Genomic DNA, 20,325 nt, shown 5'->3' on the forward strand with positions numbered 1-20,325 from the left:
GGCGTCGCCCTGCTGGGGATCCTAGGGAGCCGTGTAGTGCACCGAGTTCAGTACGTCGGTCCTGGTGTTCGCGTCCTTGGCCCGCACCTGGATGTGCACCTGTACGCCGTTCTCCTGGCGGTACTGCTCGACGACCGCGGGACCACGGCCGCAGGTCAGCTGGAAGGTCACCGTGTTGTCACGTGTGTCGGGCCCGCCCGCGGTGCAGCCGTCGGGCGGTGTGACGGCCCGTGGCAGCGTGCTCGCCTGGACCAGGCCGACGTAGACCCCCTCGACGCTCGCGCTCGACTGCCACGCGCGGGTGTTCGAGCTGACGAGAAGCGAGGTCTGATCGTTGACCGCCTTCTGCCCCCACGACCGCGGAACCTCCACGGTGAAAGGCGGATCGGTCACCGTCACCGGCCGGGTCAGCACGTACTCGTACCCGCCGTACCCACCGCCCGCGGCCAGCACGACGGCGGCGAGCGCGGTGATCACGCCCGCGCGCCGGCGCCTCGGCTTGGACGCGACCGTCGGCTCGTTGGCGTTCGACAACGCGGTCGCCTGGTCGACCGGGGCGGTCGTCCCGGTCGGCGCGGGCATCTCGGCGGCCGGCACCAGCCGCGCCGGGACCTTACCGGTGGTGTGCGCCTCGCGCAGCGCGTCGAGGAAGCTGTCGAGGTCCGGCCAGCGCTGATCCCGGTCCGGCTCGAGAGCACGCCGTACGACGACGTCGATCGCGTCCGGGATGTCCGCGCGCAGGGTGGTCATCGAGGGCGGCGGCTTCTCGATCTGCATCACGGCGCCGAGCGTGGCGACCCCGTGCGGCGCCTGGCCGGTGAACGCGGCGTACGCGACGGCGCCGAGCGAGTACAGGTCGGCGCGGTGGTCGAGGCGCTCGCCCATCACCTGTTCCGGAGCGACGTACGCCGGGGTGCCGCCGGGCATGGTGATCCGGGAGACCTCGGCGAGCGACTTGCCCAGGCCGAGGTCGGACAGCATCGCGCGGTCGCCGTTCGGGTCGGAGCGGAACAGTACGTTGGCCGGCTTCACGTCGCGGTGCAGCACGCCGCGGGCGTGCAGGTGCTTGAGGCCGCGGCCGACCTGGGTGATGATCCGGACCGCCTCGCCGAACTCGAGCGGGCCGGCCTTGATCCGGTCCGCGAGCGTGCCGCCGTCGGCGTAGGTGAGCACCATGAACGGGCGGCCGTCGTCGGCCTCGCCGATGTCGTGCACGCCGACGACGTAGAGCGAGTCGACCTTGCGCAGGAACCGGCCCTCGGCCAGGAACCGGCGGCGGACGTCCTCGTCCTCGACCCAGTTCTCGGACAGGATCTTGACCGCGACCTCGGCGTCGAGCTGCTCGTCCCGGGCCAGCCAGACGGTCGCGAAGCCTCCGGCACCCACCCGGCGGACCAGGGAGTACCGGCCGATCCGGTCAGGCTGGTCCATGGCGCAATTATGCTCGATCTGACCTGCGACCCGTTCGCGGGAGTGAACAAAGCGGCATTTCCGGGCGTCACAGTCCCCGACAGCGGGGCCGGCCGCCCGCTCCGACCGTGGTCCGCCGCACGGTCCGTACCGACCGTGACCTGACCATGACTGTGCAAGGAGTTCGCCGATGCGCGTGCAGAACGGCGGCCTGGCCGCCCTCGTCGCGGCGGTCGCTGTGGCCGCTGTGACCGGTGGCGGAGCGCTCGCGTACCGCCAGGGCCCGCAGCCCTCCACCGACGCCGCGGCCGTCCCGCTCTCGACGTCGCCCTCAGCGACACCGCCGGCCACGCCCATCAGCACCCCCGTCAGCAGGCCCGTCAGTACGCCGTCGGCGACCACCAGCACGCCCGCGAGCCTGCCGAAGACCAAGATCGACCTGAAGAAGCTCACCCCGGGCCGGGCACCGCAGGTCGCGTACCTGACCGGCCGCACGATCCGCGGCGGCGCCGGCAACGACGTCACGATCCCCGGCACCATGGACATCCAGCAGGTCGCCCGCCTCGGCATCACCTCACTCGCCGTGGTCACCAAGGGCTTCGGCAACGAGATGCTCACGTTCAGCGACGACGGCAAGCTGATCCGCCACACCCCGGACGTCACCCAGATCTTCACCACCGCCGACGGCACCGCTGCGGCGTACCTGGGCTCCAAACTGAAGTCCACCGGCGAGCAGACGGCCGGCGTCACGGTGTACTCCGAGGACGCCAAGACCCAGAACGTCCAGAAGGTCCAGGTCCCCGGCGTCTGGAACGCCATGCTCCGCGGCTACACGAACGGCAAGGTGTACTTCGACGCGTCGACCACGATCGACGGCACCACCACGCTCTTCGAGTGGACGCCCGGCGACTCGAAGGCCACTCAGCTGAAGGCGATCCCGTCGGCGATGGCCGTCTCGAGCGTCGACACCGCGGGCTCGATCACCACCCAGGCGAACCAGAACAGCTGCAGCAGTCTGCTGACTGTACCGACGGGCACACGCCTCTGGCGTACGTGCGACTACATCATCGCGGGCTTCACCCCGAACGCGGCCACGGTCATCGCCGGCCCGAAGTACGAGGACGGCTACGGCCAGGGCATCGCAGCCGCGCTGGACGCCAAGAACGGCAACCTGATCCACGAGTGGAGCGGTGTCTTCCGGCAGGCGGTTCCGGAGGACGACCAGCACCTCCTGCTGCTGGCCGACAACGGCGAAGGTACCCCGGCCGCCATCGTGCGCTGCACGATCGCTAGCGGAGCGTGTGAGCTCGCAACACCTCTCGCCAAGGGTGAGCTGCAGATCGGCGCTTGATCTGCCCTGAGCAGACCGGACGGGCGCTGCAGGGCGTTCGGCAGCAGACTGACTCGTATGGAGCGGATTGCTGTGCTTGCGGATGTCCATGGGGTGCTGCCTGCGCTTGAGGGTGTGCTGGCCGAGCCTGAGGTGCAGGACGCCGATCTTGTTGTGCTGGCCGGGGACATAGCCAGTGGGCCGATGCCTGTGGAGACGTTGGACGTACTGACGGCCCTGGGCGACCGCGTGGTGTGGGTACGGGGCAACGCGGACCGGGAGCTGGTGGAGATGGTCCGCGGGACGTACGACGAGGAGCCGCCGGACCCTGTGTCTCCGTGGGCGGCCGAGCAGTTGCGGCCCGATCAAGTGGAGCTGCTGGCGGGCCTGCCGTTGACCGTGACGATCGGAGACGTGTTGTTCTGCCACGCCACGCCTCGTGACGACATAGAGATGGTGCTGGTGGACAGCCCGATCTCCCGCTGGGCACAGGTGTTCTCAACACTCCCGAACGACGTCAGGACTGTCGTCTGCGGCCACACGCACATGCCGTACGCCCGGCAGGTCGACAGGCGGCAAGTGGTGAACGCGGGCAGCGTGGGGATGCCGTACGGCGCTCCTGGTCCCACCTGGGCGCTCTTGTCCGAGAACGGCGTACAGCTGCGCCACACGCCGATCGACGCGGTGAAGGCGGCGGAGCGGATCGTCAGCGAGTCGACGTACCCAGGCCGCACCGGTTGGGTCGAGGAGTACCTGCTGCACACGTACTCCGACACGGAGGCGCTGGAGGCGTTCAGGCCGCGCACTTGAGGGCTTAGTGGGCTGAGCGGTTACCGTCAGGGGGTGTTCACGCGCCGGCGGAAGCATTTCGGGACTCCGGCCGACAAGGCGACGTACGCGACCCTGCATACCGCCTCGTTGGCCAGCCCGCACCTGCGCGAAGGCCTGACCCCGGCCGCGGCCGGCAAGGCGAGCCGCCATCTCCGGGACCTCCTGGGTACGGCGGCCATCGCGATCTGCGACGCGTCCGGCGTCCTGGCCTGGGACGGCGTCGGCGGTCCGTACGAGAGCAACCACCGCCGCGACGCGAAGGACCTGTCCGCGCCGACGCTGCGCTCAGGCCGTACCGCCGTACTGGGTGCGCACGACGTGGCCTGTGGGGACCCGCAGTGCCCGATCCGTACGGCGGTGGTCGCGCCGATCGTCACCGAGGAACGGGTCGTCGCGGTGCTGGTCGCGTACAGCAACAGCACGTCGGCCGCGCTGGTCAGAGCAACCGACGAGGTCGCCCGCTGGGTCTCGGGCCAGGTGGAGCTGGCAGAGCTCAACAAGGAACGGACGCGCGCGATGGAGGCCGAGCTACGGGCCCTGCGCGCTCAGATCAGCCCGCACTTCATCTACAACGCTCTCGCCGCCATAGCGTCGTTCGTCCGCACAGATCCGGAACGGGCGCGTGAGCTGCTTCTGGAGTTCGCTGACTTCTCCAGATACGCGTTGAGGCGTGGAGGCGAGTTCACCACGCTGGCGGACGAGCTGCGCAACGTAGAGCGCTACCTGGTGCTGGAACAGGCCCGCTTCGGCGAAAGGCTCAAGGTGTCGCTGCAGATCGCTCCGGAGGTGCTGCCGGTGGTCATCCCGTTCCTGGTGGTGCAGCCGCTGGTGGAGAACGCCGTACGGCACGGCCTCGAGGCAGGGGCCGGCTCGATCACGATCCGCGCCCGGGACCGGATCAACGAGGCGGAGATCAGCGTCGAGGACGACGGCGCGGGCAGCGACCCGGAGGTGATCCGGGCGGCCCTGTCCGGCGTCTCCAGCAGCGACTCGGTCGGCCTCGGCAACGTCGACGCCCGGCTCCGCCAGGTGTACGGCGACACGTACGGCCTGATCGTGGAGACCGCCCTGGACGCCGGCACCAAGGTGACCTTCCGGATCCCCAAATACTCCTCAGGAGTGCATGCGTCCACCTAAGGTGTGGCCATGACTCCCCTGCGCGCGCTGGTTGCGGACGACGAGGAGCCTGCGCTGGCCGAGCTCGTGTACCTGCTGGGCCAGGACCCGCGGATCGGGGAGATCCGGACCGCCTCGAACGGGCCCGACGCGTTGAAGATCCTGCAGGCGACGGACCTGGACGTGGTGTTCTGCGACATCAAGATGCCCGGCCTGGACGGCATCGACCTGGCGCGGGTGCTGTCCAAGTTCGCCAGCCGGCCCCAGATCGTGTTCGTGACGGCGTACGACGAGCACGCGGTCGCGGCGTTCGACCTGGAGGCGACCGACTACGTGATGAAGCCGGTCCGCCAGGAACGCCTGGCGGAGGCGGTACGCCGGGTCGTCACGCAGGGCGCTCCGGCCGCTCTGCAGACAGCTGACGAGACCGACGACGAGGTGATCCCCGTCGAGCTGGCCGGTATCACCCGGTTCGTCCAGCGCTCCACGGTGCGGTACGTCGAGGCCCAGGGCGACTACGCGCGCCTGCACACCGGCCAGAACTCCCACCTGGTAAGAATCCCGCTGAGCACGCTGGAGGAGCGCTGGCGCGACGCGGGCTTCACCCGGATCCACCGGAGCACCCTGGTCGCTCTGCAGCACGTCGACGAGATGCGGGTGGACGGCGGCCGCTGTTCGGTCCGGGTCGGCGACGACTGGCTCCCGGTCAGCCGACGGCACACCCGCGAGCTCCGCGACCTCCTGGTCCGCTCCCGATGAGTACGCCGGAAGGACCTAAGCGCGTACGCGTCACCAGCCCACGTGCGAGCGCAGCACGCCGGCCAGGGACTCCTACCGGCACCAGGGAGATCGACGAGCAGACAAGACTCGGCCAGGTCTACATGCAGTCGTTGGTGCAGTCCCAGTTGCGGCTGACGCTGGCTGTCATCGGCAGCGTGCTGCTCGTCCTTGGCAGCATTCCGTTGCTGTTCTGGCTGGTCCCTCCCACGCGCACGCTGTCCGTGCTTGGCCTCCCACTGCCCTGGGTGATCCTGGGCATCCTCGTGTACCCCGTGGTGTACATAGCGGCCCGCATCTACGTCCGTAACGCCGAGCGGATCGAAGCGGAGTTCACAGAGTTCGTAGGACGGCAGTAGATGTCTCCCGCGATCAGCGTGACCGCGATCGGGCTGGTGGTCGTGGCCACGATCGGAATCGGTCTCTTCGGCCTTCGGATCTCCCGGACCACCAGCGACTTCTACGTGGCTAGCCGTGCGGTCTCGCCGCGCTGGAACGCGTCCGCGATCAGCGGCGAGTACCTGTCCGCCGCATCCTTCCTAGGCGTCGCAGGCCTCGTCCTGGTGAACGGCGCCGACATGCTGTGGTTCTCCGTCGGCTACACGGTCGGCTACCTGATGCTGCTCGTGCTGGTGGCCGCTCCGCTGCGCAGGTCAGGCGCGTACACGTTGCCCGACTTCGCCGAGACCCGCTTCGAGTCGGCCGCCGTACGACGGATCTGCGCCGGGCTGGTCGTCGGCATCGGGACGCTCTACCTCCTGCCGCAGTTGCAAGGCGCGGGCCTGGCCGTCCAGACAGTGACCGGCGCGCCGCCGCAGGTCGGGGCCGCGGTCGTGACGGTGATCGTCGTGATCAACGTCGCCGCCGGCGGGATGCGCTCGATCACGTTCGTGCAGGCGTTCCAGTACTGGCTCAAGCTGACCGCGCTCGCCGCGCCGATCTTCGTCATCCTGCTCGTCTGGCATCAGCCGACCGGCGTCCTCGATTCACTGCACGGCGCCGCGGCCGCGTGGGCCGAGCCGCTGTCCCGCGCGGGCGGGCGCGACCACCCGCTGTACGCGACGTACTCGTTGCTGCTGGCCCTTTGTTTCGGGACGATGGGCCTCCCGCACGTCCTGGTCCGCTTCTACACCAACCCCGACGGCCGGGCGGCCCGTCGTACGACGGTGGTCGTGCTGGCGTTGCTCGGCCTGTTCTACCTCTTCCCGCCGATGTACGCCGTACTCGGGCGGACGTTCGCGCCGGACCTGGTGAGCACCGGCGGGGACACCGTCGTACTCGAGCTGCCCGGACGGGTTTTCCCTGGTACAGCAGGGGATCTGCTCGGAGCACTCGTCGCGGCGGGGGCGTTCGCGGCGTTCCTGTCGACGTCGTCGGGGTTGACCGTCGCGATCGCCGGGGTGATCGACCAGGACCTGTTGCGGAGCCGGCTGCACCGGTGGACCAGCGGGGACTACGTCGCGGTGAACAGCTTCCGGATCGCGGCACTGATCGCGATGATCGTGCCGTACCTGGCGTTCACGGTCACCGGTGCGCTGAGTCTCGCCGACACCGTCGGGCTGGCGTTCGCGCTCGCCTCGTCGACGTTCTGCCCGTTGCTGGTGCTCGGGATCTGGTGGCGGCGGATGTCGACGACCGGTGCCGCGGCCGGGCTCGTCGTCGGTGGGATCGCGGCCAGCGCCGCCGCCCTGGTGAACGTGTCCGGCGGGCCGCAGGGCGGGTGGCCACGGGCGCTCGTCGGTCAGCCGGCCGCGTGGACGATGCCGCTCGCGTTCCTGACCGTCATCGTGGTCTCGAAGCTGACGCCCGACAAGATCCCGGCCGGCACCGCCCGCAGCATGGTCCGGCTGCACACGCCGGAAGCCGTCGATGTGGACCGCGGACCTGCACCACTCAGCAACCGCTCGTCCAGCCCCGCCCGCGCGTCGCGCCCCACCTGACCGCCGCCGCCGTCGGCGGGTTGGTGAGTGGTGGGCGTCCGCCGTTCGTCGCGTGATTCCTACCGTTCACCGCAGTTGAATGATCCACCGAACGACTGGTGTGCTCCGCTGAGCGACCGGTGCGCGCCGGTGCTGTCGGGACGGCAGTGAGCCACGACACAGTACGGGGCAGCCGGCTCCCTACCGCCCGGCGTGATCCCCGTTGGAGGTCCCGCATGAGTGAATCCACTCGCGAACCGGAACTCACGACGTACCGGGATGTCCAGATCTCACCGGACTTCTCCGAGCTGCGTCGCCGGTTCCGGCGCTTCGTGTTCCCGATGACCGCGCTGTTCCTGGTCTGGTACTTCGTCTACGTCCTGCTCGCCGACTACGCGCACGGCTTCATGTCGCACCGGATCGGCGGCGGCAACATCACCGTCGCACTGCTGTTCGGCCTCGGCCAGTTCGTGTCGACGTTCGCGATCACGATGATCTACGTCCGCTGGGCCGACCGCCGGGTCGACCCGGACGCCGAGAAGCTCCGCCACCAGATCGAGGGAGCACCGCAGTGACCGCCCAGTTGATGTTGCCGCTGGCAATAGTCGGCAACCCGACCGTCAACATCCTGATCTTCGCGCTGTTCGTGCTGGCCACGCTGGCGATCGTGTTCCGGGCCTCCCGGAACAACAAGACCGCCGCGGACTTCTACGCCGGTGGCCGGAACTTCACCGGCCCGCAGAACGGCATCGCGATCTCCGGCGACTACCTGTCCGCCGCGTCGTTCCTCGGCATCGCCGGCGCGATCGCGCTGAACGGGTACGACGGCTTCCTGTACTCGATCGGCTTCCTGGTCGCGTGGCTGGTCGCGCTGCTGCTGGTCGCCGAACTGATCCGGAACACCGGCCGGTTCACGATGGCCGACGTACTGTCGTTCCGCCTCAAGCAGCGGCCGATCCGGATGGCCGCCGCGATCTCGACCCTCGGCGTCTGCTTCTTCTACCTGCTGGCGCAGATGGCAGGCGCCGGGGGTCTTGTAGCCCTGCTGCTCGGCGTCGACGGCAAGACCGGGCAGAGCCTCGTGATCGCCGTCGTCGGCATCCTGATGATCGTGTACGTGCTGGTCGGCGGCATGAAGGGCACCACCTGGGTGCAGATCGTCAAGGCCGTACTCCTGGTCATCGGCGCCGGGATCATGACGCTCTGGGTGCTGGCGAAGTACACCTTCAACCTGTCCGGCCTGCTCGGCGCGGCCGTCGACAAGAGCCCGGCGGCCGGCGAGAAGCTGCTCAGCCCCGGCCTGCAGTACGGCCTGACCGGTGTCACCAAACTGGACTTCATCTCGCTCGCGCTCGCCCTCGTCCTCGGTACCGCGGGCCTGCCGCACGTGCTGATGCGGTTCTACACCGTGCCCGACTCGAAGGAGGCCCGGCGCAGTGTCAGCTGGGCGATCTGGATCATCGGCATCTTCTACCTGTTCACGCTGGTGCTCGGGTACGGCGCGGCCGCGATCGTCGGACCGGACCGGATCAAGGCGGCCCCCGGCAAGGCGAACTCGGCCGCCCCGCTGCTCGCCTACGAACTCGGCGGCGAGGTCCTGCTCGGCGTCATCTCCGCGGTCGCCTTCGCCACGATCCTCGCCGTGGTAGCCGGGCTGACGATCACCGCGAGTACGTCGTTCGCGCACGACATCTACGGCCAGATCATCAAGAAGGGCCAGATCAGCGGCGACGGCGAGGTCCGGGTGGCGCGGCTGACCGCGGTCGTCATCGGCCTGGTCGCGATCATCGGCGGGATCTTCGCGAACGGGCAGAACATCGCGTTCCTGGTCGCGCTCGCGTTCGCGGTCGCGGCGAGTGCGAACCTGCCGACGATCCTGTACTCGCTGTTCTGGCGCCGGTTCAACACCCGCGGCGCACTGTGGAGCATCTACGGCGGCCTGGCCACGACGATCATCCTGATCGTGTTCAGTCCGGTCGTCTCCGGCAAGGTCGACGCCAAGACCGGCAAGAGCCTGTCGATGATCACCGACACCGGTGTCGACTTCCACTGGTTCCCGCTGGACAACCCGGGCATCATCTCGATCCCGCTGGCGTTCCTGCTCGGCTGGCTCGGCACGATCACCAGCAAGGAGCCGGTCGACGTCGACAAGTTCGCCGAAATGGAGGTCCGCTCCCTCACCGGCGCAGGCGCCGAAAAGGCGGTGTCGCACTAGAAGACCTGTCAGGCAGGCCCTGCTGAGTCGACGCGAACCTGCCTGACAGCCCCACCCCCGCCCCAAGAAGCGGACCCGGCACCCTCCCGCTGGGTCCGTTTCCTGTTGTCAGCCGAGCTCCCACCGTTCGCCCGGCGGCAGGGCCGCCACCGCCAGGTCGGGACCGGCCAGCCGTACGACGTCGGCCGCCGTACCTCCGGGGTGGAAGAGGCGCGAGAACGGATCGTGGCCGTGCGCGTCGTGAACCGGGAACAGGACCCGTGCGCCGAGCGCGGCCGAACCGGCGATCGCCTCGGCCGGGCCCATCACCAGGCGCTGCCCGAGCGGTGAACGCAGGCCGTTGACCGGCAGGAGCGCGAGGTCGACCGGCTTGTGCTGCTCCAACCCGGCGGCGTCGGCGATCTCACCGCCGAAGAACACGCGACCTGCGGCGGTGTCGAAAACGTAAGCATTGTTGGGAAACACCGCGGTCCGGCCGGCCGGAACACCAGCAGGTCGAGGCCCGGAGCAAGTTCGCGGGAGTCACCCCAGCGCAGGCGTTCCGCACGGGCGAACCCGAGTGCGCGCGCACGACGGGCCATCCCGGCGGTCGACACGAACAACGGCGTACCGGCCTTCGCCGGCAGTGCACGCAGGGCGCGCAGGTCCCAGTGGTTCGTGGCGATGTTGGTGACCACGACAGCGGTCAGCGGCGGGAGTTCCTCGACCCGCAGCCCGAGCCGCTCACCGCGGCGCAACCACCACCGCTCGGTGAACCAGGGGTCGGTGAGAACGGCATGGCCGTCCATTTCGAGCAGTACGCACGAGTTGTTCACGCGGGTCACGGCGACCGATTGCTTGTCCATACCAGCCAGCGTGGCGATTAATGTACACATGAAGGCAAGCGACGAATTCACCATCGGCGAACTGGCCGAACGCTTCAGCCTCGCCACCCACGTCCTCCGCCACTGGGAGTCGATGGGCCTCCTGCACCCCACCCGCAACCCCAACGACGCCCGCACCTACCACCACGCCGACCTGGAACGCGTAGCCCTGATCCTGATGGGCAAAGACGCCGGCTTCACCCTCCCCGAACTCCGCGCCCTCCTCACCACCACCAACCCCATGGACCACCGCGACGCCCTCCGCCAACACGTCACCGACCTCGAGGAACGCATCACCCGAGCCCAAGCAGCCAAGTCCCTCATAGAACACGCCCTAGCCTGCCCCAGGCCATTCGAATCCTGCCCCCACGCCCGCGAACAAATAGCCGCCCGCATCCCACCCGCTCGTACGTGACGTCGGCCAGAGGCGCCGGTCGTCGAGTTCACGCAATCGCTTGTAGGTGTCTCGCAGCGCGCCCTTGTCAGGTAGATACGATCCGCCGGCCGCACGATCCAGCACAGTAACCGTGCTGATCAGGCTCATGGATCCAGCCGTTCCATCAGTGGCGCGCAGCCGTCGCATACGTCGCATCTCCGCAGAGGCCGGCCGGGCTCCTTGGCCGTCATCCATGAGGACGGTTACTGCATCGCCGCCCTCGGCTGCGACGACAGCGCGAGCGATGACCATGATCTCTCCCAGGTCCGTCGAACGCAGCTTCCCCCAGACGACCGATGCAGCGCGAAATCGTCTGTCCTCACGGGACTTTCGGAGAATCTCGTCGCGAACCGTCTCCGGTGCGCTGAGTTGTCCGAGGGTTCCGAACAGCAGCCGTTCCTTGTGGATGGAGAAGAAGTTCAAACCAGGCCCAGCATCGATGATCGGCCGGTGGTTCATCTGGCCTCGTCCTGTGCGGGTGCTGACTCGTCCGCCGTGCCGTCGAGGTCGGTCAGCGCGGACAGGTCGACGTCCACAGGCGGAAGATCGCCAGCATCAGCCCATCCGACCGGCGGCTCGTCGGCAACAAGGCCGGCCTCTCGCAACTCCGCTTCAACCTCGGCGAGCGAGACCCCGCGCAGTGTCGCGATCGCCTGTGCGGAGAGCACGCCCTCGACGTATCCACGGATCGCCCGGGCGAGCAATCGCTGCGGGGCTCTGCGCTGATCGGAGTCCGCCTGCATGACGCTGTACTGGTCCCGCCACCCGAAGCGCACGGCCAGCTGAGGCGTCGACCATCCCATCCATCGCTCTTTCATCGCAGCATCGATGTACCCCGCCTGATGCAGGGCGATCGATGCGATCGACGGTGAAACCACGAACCGCTGAACGATCGCGGAAAGGCTCGCCGGAGTGACCGTCGACTGACCATCGAGGAACTGCGCAAGCCCTTCGAGCGGCACGATCAGGTGCCGGGCAAATGCATCCGCGCGGCTTTCCTGGGGCTTATACATCTTCCACTCGCTCGCCCCGGCGTTCATCCAGTCCTCGAAGAGGACGTGCGCCAACTCGTGCGCGAGCGAGCTCCGCTGGCGCATCGGGTGCCTGGTCCGGGCGACACCGATGAACACAGCTCGACGCTCCGGATCGCGCATCGTCAGGCCGTGTTCGTCCGGCCCTACGTCGAGCACCGCCACGTCGATGCCCGTCGTCTGCTCGATGATCGCGACGAGATCGCCCAGCGGCTGCACACCGAGACGATGCTCGGAGCGGAACTCCTCGGCGGCAGCCCGGCCTTCGGCTTCGGCATTCATGATGGTTCGCCTCGCGCCTCAGACCGTGCCGGGAATCGCTTGATCGTCGAGGTAGCTGTCCAGCTCCAGGTACTGCATCAACGCTTCCCGCATTCCGTCCATGTCGGAGTCGTTCGTGCCGCGGGCCGCGCACTGAACCCGGCCGGCCAGGTCAGAAGCGCCCGTCAGCTGCCTGACCGTCCACCCGGTCGCCTGCCCGATCAGCACGATCTCGGGCATCTTCGCCGTCCGCGCTCCGGAGATGATCCGGGACAACGTGGCCTGTGAGATTCCGGTTGCTTCTGCAAGCCCGCGTTGGCTCAGGCTTGCTGCCTTTCGTGCCCTCTCGATCAGAGCCCCGATCTCGGTGGTCTGCACGGTCAACCTCCCTCACTGAATCACAATGCCTTGATGTGATTCAGTGTAGCGCCTGCACCGGACAACCAGCGCCCGTGGGGGCGAGGTCTTGTGCGGAGTGCGGTGCGTGCGCACAGCCACGGGTGGGTGGGAGCGGTGTAGAGCCCGGCGACGGAGGAGCCGGGGTCTACACCGCGGGGCACATCACAGTCGGAATTCCAGGGTGGGCCAGAGTTTGTAGAAGGCCTCTCGGGAGGTGTTGCCGCGGTACTCCTCGGCGGCGTGGAGGCGGCCGTAGGTGAAGGGGTTGCCGCCTTCGGCGTGGACCTGGAGGGCGAGGGTGTGGAGGAGGTCGCGGGAGACGACCGAGTCCTGGTGTTCGCCGAGGATCTCCTGGACCTGTTCGGCGCGGGCGGCCAGGTCGGTGGCCTCGGCGTTCAGGACGGGTACGGCGGACTCGGCGGCGTAGCGCAGGCGCTTGGCGGACTTTCGTAACTCGTGGAGCTCGTGGTCCTGTTCCGCGGTCGTCTCCGCTTGCTGGGAACGGAGTACGGCCTTGCGCATCCGGTCGTAGTCGTGGGCCAGCAGCTCGCGGATCTGCTTCGCGGCCTTGCGGTCGTCGCCGGTCAGGGGCGGCTTCGCGATCAGCTCGTCGAGGGCGTCGAGGAGCTCGAAGTACCGCGGGCTCTCCAGTGCGGCCAGCGCGCCGGCGCGGCCTTCGCGGTAGACGCGGCGGAGATGGTCGTCGATGCGGCCCGCGACGCGGCCCATCACCAGTTCGGCGGGCTGCTCCGCGACCTCGGCCGCGAAGTGTTCGCGCTGGACCTCGGCGTCCCGGGCGACGCCGAGCTCGCCGGCGAGCCACTTCAGCTCGGCGCGCAGTACGTCGCCGGCCGCGCGGTCGATCACCGGACGGTACGTCGCCAGCGCCGACCGGAGCCGCCGCGTCGCGACCCGGAACTTGTGGATCGAGTCCGGCACGTCCCGCCGTACCTCGGGGTCCCGCTCCCGGATCGCCCGCACCTGCGCGCCGGCGTACGCGCGGAACAGGTCCGACGTCCGCGGCTTCGCCGGCAGGGCCCCTTCGTCGTACGCCGGGACGCGGTCGCCGAGCGCCCTCGCCAGCTTGCTCGGGCCGCCCGCCGGACGCGCACCCGCCGAGCGGAGCAACTCGCCCGCGTCCTCGAGCAGCACGGCGTCGCCGCCGGCGAGCTCGACCTCCCACTCGCGCCAGCTCTCCGGCTCGGCGCCCGCGACCGTCGCGGTCACGTGGTCGTCGGCCAGCTCCGCGAGCACTGCGCCGTCCGCGTCGAGGAGGCGATGCACCACCCGCCGGGTCGACAGCGTGACCACCGGTTCGAGCTTGCGGTCGCGGACGTGGACCCGGACCGTACGGACGACCGCGATCGGCACGCTGCGCACCGAACGCCCGAGCGGGTACCGGACCTCGAGCCGCCCGGCCGTCCCGGGGAACTTCACGTGCCAGCCGTCGTCCTCGCCGCCGGTCCGCCGCCGCAGCGTGACCCTGTGCGCGGCCAGGTCGAAGTCGGCGGTGTCGTAGTACACCGCCTCCAGGTCGAGCTCGACCGGCTGCGCGACGCTCGCGACACCGGGGAGTTCGTGCAGCGCCGGCACGATCGCGTCCTCGCCGACGTCGTACTTCGTCTCGATCTCGAGCTGCTCGGTCCGCGCCATCCTCCTTGTTTACCAGGCGTTCATGAACTGGCCCTGAGATCGTCCACCAATCGTTGTAGATCCCGATCGGTGACGCCGCCGACGGTCGGGCGGAGCTGGCGGCGCTGGTTGCGGTTCAGGGCCCGGCAGACCGCTGCGATCAGGATCAGGAAGCCGATCATGTCCGCCCCACTCCCTTGAAGAACGCGTAGTGGAAGGTGCCGCCGGGTGCGGCGGACTTCTCCAGGTCGGCGATGCCGGCGGCCCACTCAGCGGCCGTCAGCAGGCCGGCGGCGATCGCGCGTTCGCGGACCGACTCGACCATCGCGATGAAGGTTTTGCGGGTGAACCCGTCGACGAGGTGCGGGAGGTTCTGGTCGGCGTACACAGTGCGGGGCTCGACCTGTACGTCGTCGTACCCGGCCTGCTCGAGCAGCGGTTGGAGGCGGCGGCCGATCAGCGAGTCGCCGCCCACCGCGGCCTGGAGGTCGACGAGGCAGTCGACGACGGCCTGGGCGCGGGGGCTGGGCGGATGGAAGAACGCTGAGCCGTGGTCGCCCTCGATGACGGTGATGGTCCCGCCGGGCTTGAGCAGGCGGCGGAGACGGGTGAGGGCGTCGACCGGGTCGGCGAGGTGTTCGAGGACGAAGCAGACGAAGACGTGGTCGAACTTCTCGTCCGGCAGTTCGTGCAGGTCCGCGTGCCGCCAGTCGACCACGGCGTACGGCGCGTGCTCGGCGACCCGGGCCTTCGCCTGGGCGAGCGAGGCCTCGGAGATGTCGATCGCGACCAGGTCGATGCCCGGGCTGCGGGTGACGAGCTGGACGGTCTGCGCGCCGACGCCGCAGCCCGCCTCGAGGACGCGGCTGCCGGCCGGGTACGTCGTACCGCCGTGCAGGAGGTCGGCAAGCGTGCCGGCCTGGTCGGTGAGCCGGCGGGTCTCCGCCGGGGTGTAGCCGTGGACGTAGTCGGTTCCCATACCTCCACGGTCGCGCGACAATGGTCCAGTGAACAGGTCCAATCCGGCACCAAGTGGCCGGTCCAAAGGCGGCGCCGACTTCCTCCAGCTCGACCCGTCCGAGGCACCGGCCGGCGGACTCGCCGACTGGCTCACCGAGCGGTTGCGCGCCGCCATCTCCAGCGGGCAACTCGCCACCGGCACCCGCCTGCCCGCAACCCGCACGCTCGCCGCCGACCTGGGCATCTCCCGAGGCGTCGTCACCGAGTCCTACCAACGCCTCACCGAAGACGGCCAAGTAGTCGGCCGCGGCCGCTCCGGCACCATCGTCGTCGCCGCACCCCTCGCCAACCGCTCGATCGGGTTCGGCCGCCTGGGCCTACGGCGAGCTGACACCACCACGGCCCACCCGCCCGGCACCCCGCGCGAAGCGGGTGGAACACGCGAAGCGAGTGGAACCGCCGAGGCAGGTCGATCAGGTCTAGCGCGCGGAGCCGGCGGTGCGGGCGGCCAGGGCCAAGCCGTCGGTGCGGGTGCGCTGGGTGGAGCAGGCGGTGGGGGTGCGCTGGGTGGAGCAGGCCGAGCCGGTGTGCCGGGCGGGCCCGGTCAGTTGCGCGGGGCGGGTGCGCTGGGCGGAGCGGGCGCGCTTGGTCGAGCGCGCGGAGCAGGCGGAGCCGGTGCGCCCGGCGGCGCGAGCGGAGCAGGTCGGCCCGGCGAAGCCGGCGTGCCGGGCGGCGCGGGTGCGCTGGGTCGAGCACGCGGGGCCGGCGTGCCTAGCGGAGCAGATGTGCCCGACGGAACAGGCGCACTGGGCGAGGCCGTCGTGCCGGGCGAGGCTGGCCGACTGGGCGGTGCGGGTGCGCTGGGCGGAGCGGGCGGAGCCGGTGTGCCGGGCGGGGTCGGTCAGTTGCGCGGGGCGGGTGCGCTGGGCGGAGCGAGCGGAGCCGGTGCGGTGGGTGGACCAGGCGCGCTGGGTGGAGCCGGTGCGGTGGGTGGAGCCGGTGGGTCGGGCGGAGTGGTTGCGGTGGGGGGAGACGGTGGGTCGGGTGGAGTGGGGGCGGTGGGTGGAGCGGGGGCGCGGGGTGGGGTGGATGGTGGGGGTTGGGCTGGGGATGATGTTGGGATTTTTGACAAGTTGCGGGGGGCTTGGGCTCGGGTGGATTTGACGCCGGGGGTGCCGGATTTGGCGGCGTTTCCGCGGGGGGCTTGGTTGCGGGCTGAGCGGGCGGTGTTGGGTGGGCTGGGGGCGGCTGAGTTCGGGTACGGCGATCCCGCGGGGACGCCGGTGCTCCGGCGGGCGGTGGCAGGGTGGTTGGCGCGGTACCGGGGGATCGCGGCCGACCCGGAGGACGTGATCGTGGTCGCGGGGGTCGCACAGGCGATCGCGATCGTGGCGCAACTGCTCGGCCGGCACGGCGTCCACGAGATCGCCGTCGAGGACCCGGGCTCGCTCGGCTCCCGGCAGCACCTGCAGAACTGGGGCATGCGCACCCCACCCGTCCCGGTCGACGACCGCGGCCTCCAGGTCGACGTACTGCGGAAATCCGAGGCCGCCGTGGTGATGGCGACCCCGGCGCACCACTTCCCGACCGGCGTGGTTCTCGACGGCGAACGCCGCCGTGAACTCGTCCGATGGGCCACCGACGGCGGCCTGATCCTCGAGGACGACTACGACGCCGAACACCGCTACGACCGCCCGCCGGTCCCGGCACTCCGCGCGATGCTCCCGGACCAGGTGTTCTACGTCGGCAGCGTCTCCAAGCTGCTCGCCCCCGCGCTCCGGATCGGCTGGATGCTCGCGCCCCCGCAGTACAAGGAGGAAGTGATCGCCCGCAAACGCCTCGCGGACCTCGGCAACGCGGCCCTCCCGCAACTGACGCTCGCGCACCTGATGGAGTCCGGCGAACTCGAACGCCAGCTCCGTCTGCTGCGCCGCCGCCACCGCACCCGCCGCGACGCGATGGTCGCCGCGATCCGCACCCACTTGCCCACAGCAACAATCCACGGCGCCGCCGCCGGCCTGCACCTGACGATCACCTTCGACGAGGCCGACGACGTCGCGCTGGCCGCGGCCGCCCTGGACGCAGGCGTGAAGTGCCACCCACTGTCGTGGCACTGCCAACTCCCGCACGCCCCCGGTCTCGTCCTCGGGTACGCCGCCCGCACCCCGACCGAGATCGCCGACGCGATCGCCACCATCGCGAAGGTCACCTAGAACGAGTCAACAGATACAGCAGGTACGGCGCCCCGAGAAACGCGGTCACCACCCCCACCGGCAGCACCGTCGGCGCGACCACCGTCCGCGCCAGCAGGTCCGACGCGACCACCAGCAACGCCCCGATCGCCCCCGGCACCACCAGCCCGGGCCGGCGAACCAGCCGCCGAGCCAACTGCGGCGCCACCAACGCCACGAACCCCACCGGCCCGGCCGCCGCCGTCGCGAACGCGGCAAGCCCGACCCCGAGCGCGATCAACGCCCCACGCGCCAGCTCGACCCGCCCACCGAGCGCCCGCGCCACGTCGTCGCCGAGCTCCAGCACCCGCAACTGCCGTGTCAGCACCACCGCCGCAGGCACCCCCACCACCAACGTGGTCCCGATCAGTACGACGTGCGTCCACGACCTCCCCGCGAGACTCCCGGCCAGCCACATCGACGCGCTCTTCGCCGTGTAGATGTCCGCGAGCGTCAGCAGGTACGCCGTCAACGACCCGACGATCGCCGTCACCCCGACGCCGACCAGCACGAGCCGATTCCCCGACATCCCGTTCCGGTACGCCAGCAGGTACACACTGATTGCCGCCAGCAACGATCCGGTCAGCGCCCCGAGCGGAACCCAGCCGCTGCCGATCATAGTGATGACCAGTACGGCGGCCAACGCGGCCCCGGCGTTCACACCGATCAAGTCCGGGCTGACCAGCGGATTCCGGGCGAGCCGCTGGAAGATCGCGCCAGAGATCGCGAATGCCGCCCCGACCCCGATCCCGGTCAGCACCCGGGGCAGCCGATTGTCGACGACCACGTCGTACGTGATCAGGGTCCCGTGCCCGGACAAGGTCCGCAGTACCTCGGCGATCGACAGCGTGTAGTCGCCGTGGGTCAGGGCATAGGCCCCGACGAGGACAGTCAGCACCGATGCGACCACGCCGACCTTCATGACGCGGCCGTTCGGCGGACGAGGGCGATGAACAGCGGCGCACCGATCAGCGCGGTGAAGATCCCGACCTGTAACTCGGCCGGGCGTACGACAACCCGCCCGACGATGTCGGCGAGCAGCAGTACGACGGGCGCGAGCAGCATCGAGCACGGCAGGATCCGGCGCTGGTCCGGCCCCACGACGAGCCGCGCGACATGCGGTACGGCGAGCCCGAGGAAGCCGATCGGCCCCGCGATGGCGGTCGCCGTACCGGCCAGCACAACCACCGCGAGACCGGCCAGTACCCGCACCAGCAACACCCGGGTGCCGAGCGCCTGCGCGAGGTCGTCGCCGAGCGCGAGCTGGTTCAGCGACCGCCCGAGCACCAACGCCAGAATGATGCCGACAGCAACGAACGGCGCCGCCTGGGCGACAATCCGGACGTCCGCCAGCGACAACGACCCGACTACCCAGAAGCGGTACTCATTCAGCGTCGACAGGTCCGTCAGCGTCGCCGCCGACGTGATCGAACCGAGCAGCGCGGAGATCGCCGCACCGGCCAGCGCGAGCTTCAGGGGCGTCGTACCGCCGACCGCGCCGACCAGGTAGACGGCCACTGTCGTCACCAGCGCCCCGCCCATCGCGAACCAGACGTACCCGGTCAGGCTGTGGATGCCGAACAGCCCGATCGCCGCGACCACCGCGACCGCGGCGCCGGCGTTCACGCCGAGGATGCCGGGGTCGGCCAACGGGTTCCGGGTGACGCCCTGCATCAGCGCCCCGGACAGCCCGAGCGCGGCGCCGACCAGCACCCCCGCGACGGTCCGCGGCAGCCGCAGGTACCGGACCACGCGGTCGGTGTCGCTGCCGCTGAAGTCCACCAGCGCCCGGTACACCTCGCCCGGCCCGATCCAGCGGTCGCCGACGCACAAGGACAGCACGACGACGACTGCCAGCACCGCGACCAGACCGGCCGCGCGCTTCACTTGACCAGGTCGGGATGCAGGATGTGGCCGAGGTTCTCGGTGCTGTACGCGCCGCGGACGCCGGCCGAGTGGTTCGCGAACAGCCACGGTACGACGTGCTTGGAGCGGACCGCCTTCAGATTCGCGAACGCCGGATTGTCCAGGATCTTCCGCACGTCCGGCTGCGAGGCCGCGGGCGTCAGCGAGGCGTCGCAGCACCCGCTGATCAGCACGTAGTCGGGGTCCCGCTTGATGAACTCCTCGACGCTGATCTGCACGTTCCGCTTCGAGGTCAGGTCGGCGAACGCGTTCACGCCGCCCGCCTGCCGGATCAGCACCGTGCCGAAGTCCGGTCCGCCGGACACGGTCATCCCGCCGCCCTCCAGCCCCGGCCGGACGATCGCCACGGTCGGCCGCGGCGCATCCTTCACCGCGGCAGCGACCGTGGCGATCCGCTTCCGCTGATCGGCGATCACCTGCTCCGCGCGGTCCGAGACGCCGAACAGCCGACCGAGGTCGCGCAGGTCGGCGTACACGTTGTCCATCGAGACCGTCGCCGGGTCGATCGCCTCGTCGCCCTTGCCGTCCGCGGTCGGGCAGAGCGGGCTGAAGATCCAGGTCTGTACGCCGAGGTCGGCCAGGCTCTTGCGGCTGCCGAAGCTCGCGTCGCTCCCGGCGGCGCTGAACACGTCGTTGAACCCGGACAGCACGAAGTCCGGGTGCAGGCTGAGCAGTTCCTCGCGGCTCGGCAGGTTCTTGAAGTACTTCGCCTTCGACTGCGCGGCGGCGTACTCCGGCAGCACCTGCGAGTCGAGGTACGCCGTACCGACCAAGCGGTCCGAGATACCCAGCGCGTGGGCCATTTCGATCGCCGGCTGGTACGCCGCGAACACCCGCTTGGGCGGGCCGTCGACGGACACGTCGATCCCGCAGTTCTTCACCGTGGTGGCCCCGGGACTCTCCGCGGCGGACGGCGCGCAGCCGGCCAGCAGGGTCAACGACAGGGCGACAGCAAGCACACGTACGACGGCCATGAACGGACCGCTCC

Annotated in this window: 20 protein-coding genes and 1 pseudogene; 11 read left to right on the forward strand and 10 right to left on the reverse strand. The window is 69.9% G+C overall.

All coding sequences use genetic code 11. From position 1 onward, the window contains the following. Positions 1 to 21: 21 nt before the first annotated feature. Positions 22 to 1,431, reverse strand: a complete 1,410-nt coding sequence (locus tag ACQHIV_RS27065) for a serine/threonine-protein kinase (protein WP_427886310.1) — start codon at positions 1,429 to 1,431, stop codon at positions 22 to 24. A gap of 169 nt (positions 1,432 to 1,600) precedes the next feature. Here ACQHIV_RS27065 and ACQHIV_RS27070 point away from each other — a divergent pair, with 169 nt between their 5' ends. From ACQHIV_RS27070 to ACQHIV_RS27105, 8 genes are all read left to right on the forward strand, one after another. After that, positions 1,601 to 2,761 carry a hypothetical protein gene (locus tag ACQHIV_RS27070; RefSeq protein WP_427886312.1) on the forward strand — a complete coding sequence of 387 codons (1,161 nt, stop codon included), beginning with the start codon at positions 1,601 to 1,603 and terminating at the stop codon, positions 2,759 to 2,761. Positions 2,762 to 2,818: 57 nt separating this feature from the next. Further along, a complete protein-coding gene (locus ACQHIV_RS27075) occupies positions 2,819 to 3,550 on the forward strand; it encodes a metallophosphoesterase family protein (protein WP_427886314.1) in 732 nt (243 codons plus the stop codon). Positions 3,551 to 3,583: 33 nt separating this feature from the next. Then, the gene (locus ACQHIV_RS27080) at positions 3,584 to 4,708 is read left to right on the forward strand and encodes a sensor histidine kinase (protein ID WP_427886316.1); all 1,125 of its coding nucleotides are present in this window, start codon (positions 3,584 to 3,586) and stop codon (positions 4,706 to 4,708) included. Positions 4,709 to 4,717: 9 nt separating this feature from the next. Then, positions 4,718 to 5,446, forward strand: a complete 729-nt coding sequence (locus tag ACQHIV_RS27085) for a LytR/AlgR family response regulator transcription factor (protein WP_427886318.1) — start codon at positions 4,718 to 4,720, stop codon at positions 5,444 to 5,446. A gap of 134 nt (positions 5,447 to 5,580) precedes the next feature. Further along, the gene (locus ACQHIV_RS27090; RefSeq protein WP_427886320.1) at positions 5,581 to 5,823 is read left to right on the forward strand and encodes a hypothetical protein; all 243 of its coding nucleotides are present in this window, start codon (positions 5,581 to 5,583) and stop codon (positions 5,821 to 5,823) included. Next, complete coding sequence (locus ACQHIV_RS27095) at positions 5,824 to 7,404, forward strand: cation acetate symporter (protein WP_427886322.1); 1,581 nt, start codon at positions 5,824 to 5,826, stop codon at positions 7,402 to 7,404. It begins immediately after the preceding gene. Between the two features lie 215 nt (positions 7,405 to 7,619). Next, on the forward strand, positions 7,620 to 7,958 hold the full coding sequence (locus ACQHIV_RS27100; protein WP_380190753.1) for a DUF485 domain-containing protein: 339 nt from the start codon (positions 7,620 to 7,622) through the stop codon (positions 7,956 to 7,958). Positions 7,959 to 7,969: 11 nt separating this feature from the next. Then, on the forward strand, positions 7,970 to 9,598 hold the full coding sequence (locus tag ACQHIV_RS27105; RefSeq protein ID WP_427896564.1) for a solute symporter family protein: 1,629 nt from the start codon (positions 7,970 to 7,972) through the stop codon (positions 9,596 to 9,598). A gap of 108 nt (positions 9,599 to 9,706) precedes the next feature. Here the strand turns inward: ACQHIV_RS27105 and ACQHIV_RS27110 are convergent, their stop codons facing one another. Continuing rightward, positions 9,707 to 10,063 carry an MBL fold metallo-hydrolase gene (locus ACQHIV_RS27110; RefSeq protein WP_427886324.1) on the reverse strand — a complete coding sequence of 119 codons (357 nt, stop codon included), beginning with the start codon at positions 10,061 to 10,063 and terminating at the stop codon, positions 9,707 to 9,709. 408 nt (positions 10,064 to 10,471) lie between these two features. Between ACQHIV_RS27110 and ACQHIV_RS27115 the strand changes: the two genes are divergently transcribed. Next, a complete protein-coding gene (locus ACQHIV_RS27115; RefSeq protein ID WP_427886325.1) occupies positions 10,472 to 10,876 on the forward strand; it encodes a MerR family transcriptional regulator in 405 nt (134 codons plus the stop codon). Between the two features lie 476 nt (positions 10,877 to 11,352). Here ACQHIV_RS27115 and ACQHIV_RS27120 read toward each other — a convergent pair whose 3' ends face one another. The 5 genes from ACQHIV_RS27120 to ACQHIV_RS27140 all read right to left on the reverse strand — a co-directional run bounded on the left by ACQHIV_RS27120 (position 11,353) and on the right by ACQHIV_RS27140 (position 15,199). Next, positions 11,353 to 12,210, reverse strand: a complete 858-nt coding sequence (locus tag ACQHIV_RS27120) for an ImmA/IrrE family metallo-endopeptidase (protein ID WP_427886327.1) — start codon at positions 12,208 to 12,210, stop codon at positions 11,353 to 11,355. 18 nt (positions 12,211 to 12,228) lie between these two features. Then, on the reverse strand, positions 12,229 to 12,567 hold the full coding sequence (locus ACQHIV_RS27125) for a helix-turn-helix domain-containing protein (protein WP_427886329.1): 339 nt from the start codon (positions 12,565 to 12,567) through the stop codon (positions 12,229 to 12,231). 183 nt (positions 12,568 to 12,750) lie between these two features. Further along, positions 12,751 to 14,241, reverse strand: a complete 1,491-nt coding sequence (locus ACQHIV_RS27130) for a CHAD domain-containing protein (protein ID WP_427886331.1) — start codon at positions 14,239 to 14,241, stop codon at positions 12,751 to 12,753. Between the two features lie 20 nt (positions 14,242 to 14,261). After that, positions 14,262 to 14,402 carry a hypothetical protein gene (locus ACQHIV_RS27135; RefSeq protein WP_427886332.1) on the reverse strand — a complete coding sequence of 47 codons (141 nt, stop codon included), beginning with the start codon at positions 14,400 to 14,402 and terminating at the stop codon, positions 14,262 to 14,264. Further along, positions 14,399 to 15,199 carry a methyltransferase gene (locus ACQHIV_RS27140; RefSeq protein WP_427886334.1) on the reverse strand — a complete coding sequence of 267 codons (801 nt, stop codon included), beginning with the start codon at positions 15,197 to 15,199 and terminating at the stop codon, positions 14,399 to 14,401. Before ACQHIV_RS27140 ends, ACQHIV_RS27135 begins: the two co-directional genes overlap by 4 nt. A 28-nt stretch (positions 15,200 to 15,227) precedes the next feature. On the opposite strand from ACQHIV_RS27140, the pseudogene ACQHIV_RS27145 reads away from it, so the two are divergent. Then, a pseudogene (locus ACQHIV_RS27145) lies at positions 15,228 to 15,497 on the forward strand (GntR family transcriptional regulator); the annotation flags it as partial. Positions 15,498 to 16,388: 891 nt separating this feature from the next. After that, complete coding sequence (locus tag ACQHIV_RS27150; protein ID WP_427896566.1) at positions 16,389 to 17,393, forward strand: PLP-dependent aminotransferase family protein; 1,005 nt, start codon at positions 16,389 to 16,391, stop codon at positions 17,391 to 17,393. Here ACQHIV_RS27150 and ACQHIV_RS27155 read toward each other — a convergent pair. The 3 genes from ACQHIV_RS27155 to ACQHIV_RS27165 are packed head-to-tail and all read right to left on the reverse strand — an operon-like array spanning position 17,386 to position 20,311. After that, entirely contained in the window at positions 17,386 to 18,333 is a 948-nt protein-coding gene (locus ACQHIV_RS27155) for a FecCD family ABC transporter permease (RefSeq protein ID WP_427886336.1), read from the reverse strand. The two genes, ACQHIV_RS27150 and ACQHIV_RS27155, sit on opposite strands and share 8 nt — an antisense overlap. Continuing rightward, positions 18,330 to 19,298 (reverse strand): FecCD family ABC transporter permease, encoded by a 969-nt coding sequence (locus tag ACQHIV_RS27160; RefSeq protein ID WP_427886338.1) that lies wholly within the window; start codon positions 19,296 to 19,298, stop codon positions 18,330 to 18,332. Before ACQHIV_RS27160 ends, ACQHIV_RS27155 begins: the two co-directional genes overlap by 4 nt. Continuing rightward, positions 19,295 to 20,311, reverse strand: coding sequence for an ABC transporter substrate-binding protein (locus ACQHIV_RS27165; protein ID WP_427886340.1), 1,017 nt, complete (start codon positions 20,309 to 20,311; stop codon positions 19,295 to 19,297). Before ACQHIV_RS27165 ends, ACQHIV_RS27160 begins: the two co-directional genes overlap by 4 nt. Between the last annotated feature and the right edge of the window lie 14 nt (positions 20,312 to 20,325).

This window comes from Kribbella polygonati (genome assembly GCF_050320105.1).
Lineage (GTDB): Bacteria > Actinomycetota > Actinomycetes > Propionibacteriales > Kribbellaceae > Kribbella.

Coding starts and splice junctions, on each gene's coding strand:
- ACQHIV_RS27065 (WP_427886310.1), bottom strand. CDS start 1,431: ATGGACCAGCCTGACCGGATCGGCCGGTACTCCCTGGTCCGCCGGGTG.
- ACQHIV_RS27070 (WP_427886312.1), top strand. CDS start 1,601: ATGCGCGTGCAGAACGGCGGCCTGGCCGCCCTCGTCGCGGCGGTCGCT.
- ACQHIV_RS27075 (WP_427886314.1), top strand. CDS start 2,819: ATGGAGCGGATTGCTGTGCTTGCGGATGTCCATGGGGTGCTGCCTGCG.
- ACQHIV_RS27085 (WP_427886318.1), top strand. CDS start 4,718: ATGACTCCCCTGCGCGCGCTGGTTGCGGACGACGAGGAGCCTGCGCTG.
- ACQHIV_RS27095 (WP_427886322.1), top strand. CDS start 5,824: ATGTCTCCCGCGATCAGCGTGACCGCGATCGGGCTGGTGGTCGTGGCC.
- ACQHIV_RS27100 (WP_380190753.1), top strand. CDS start 7,620: ATGAGTGAATCCACTCGCGAACCGGAACTCACGACGTACCGGGATGTC.
- ACQHIV_RS27105 (WP_427896564.1), top strand. CDS start 7,970: ATGTTGCCGCTGGCAATAGTCGGCAACCCGACCGTCAACATCCTGATC.
- ACQHIV_RS27115 (WP_427886325.1), top strand. CDS start 10,472: ATGAAGGCAAGCGACGAATTCACCATCGGCGAACTGGCCGAACGCTTC.
- ACQHIV_RS27120 (WP_427886327.1), bottom strand. CDS start 12,210: ATGAATGCCGAAGCCGAAGGCCGGGCTGCCGCCGAGGAGTTCCGCTCC.
- ACQHIV_RS27130 (WP_427886331.1), bottom strand. CDS start 14,241: ATGGCGCGGACCGAGCAGCTCGAGATCGAGACGAAGTACGACGTCGGC.
- ACQHIV_RS27135 (WP_427886332.1), bottom strand. CDS start 14,402: ATGATCGGCTTCCTGATCCTGATCGCAGCGGTCTGCCGGGCCCTGAAC.
- ACQHIV_RS27140 (WP_427886334.1), bottom strand. CDS start 15,199: ATGGGAACCGACTACGTCCACGGCTACACCCCGGCGGAGACCCGCCGG.
- ACQHIV_RS27155 (WP_427886336.1), bottom strand. CDS start 18,333: ATGAAGGTCGGCGTGGTCGCATCGGTGCTGACTGTCCTCGTCGGGGCC.
- ACQHIV_RS27165 (WP_427886340.1), bottom strand. CDS start 20,311: ATGGCCGTCGTACGTGTGCTTGCTGTCGCCCTGTCGTTGACCCTGCTG.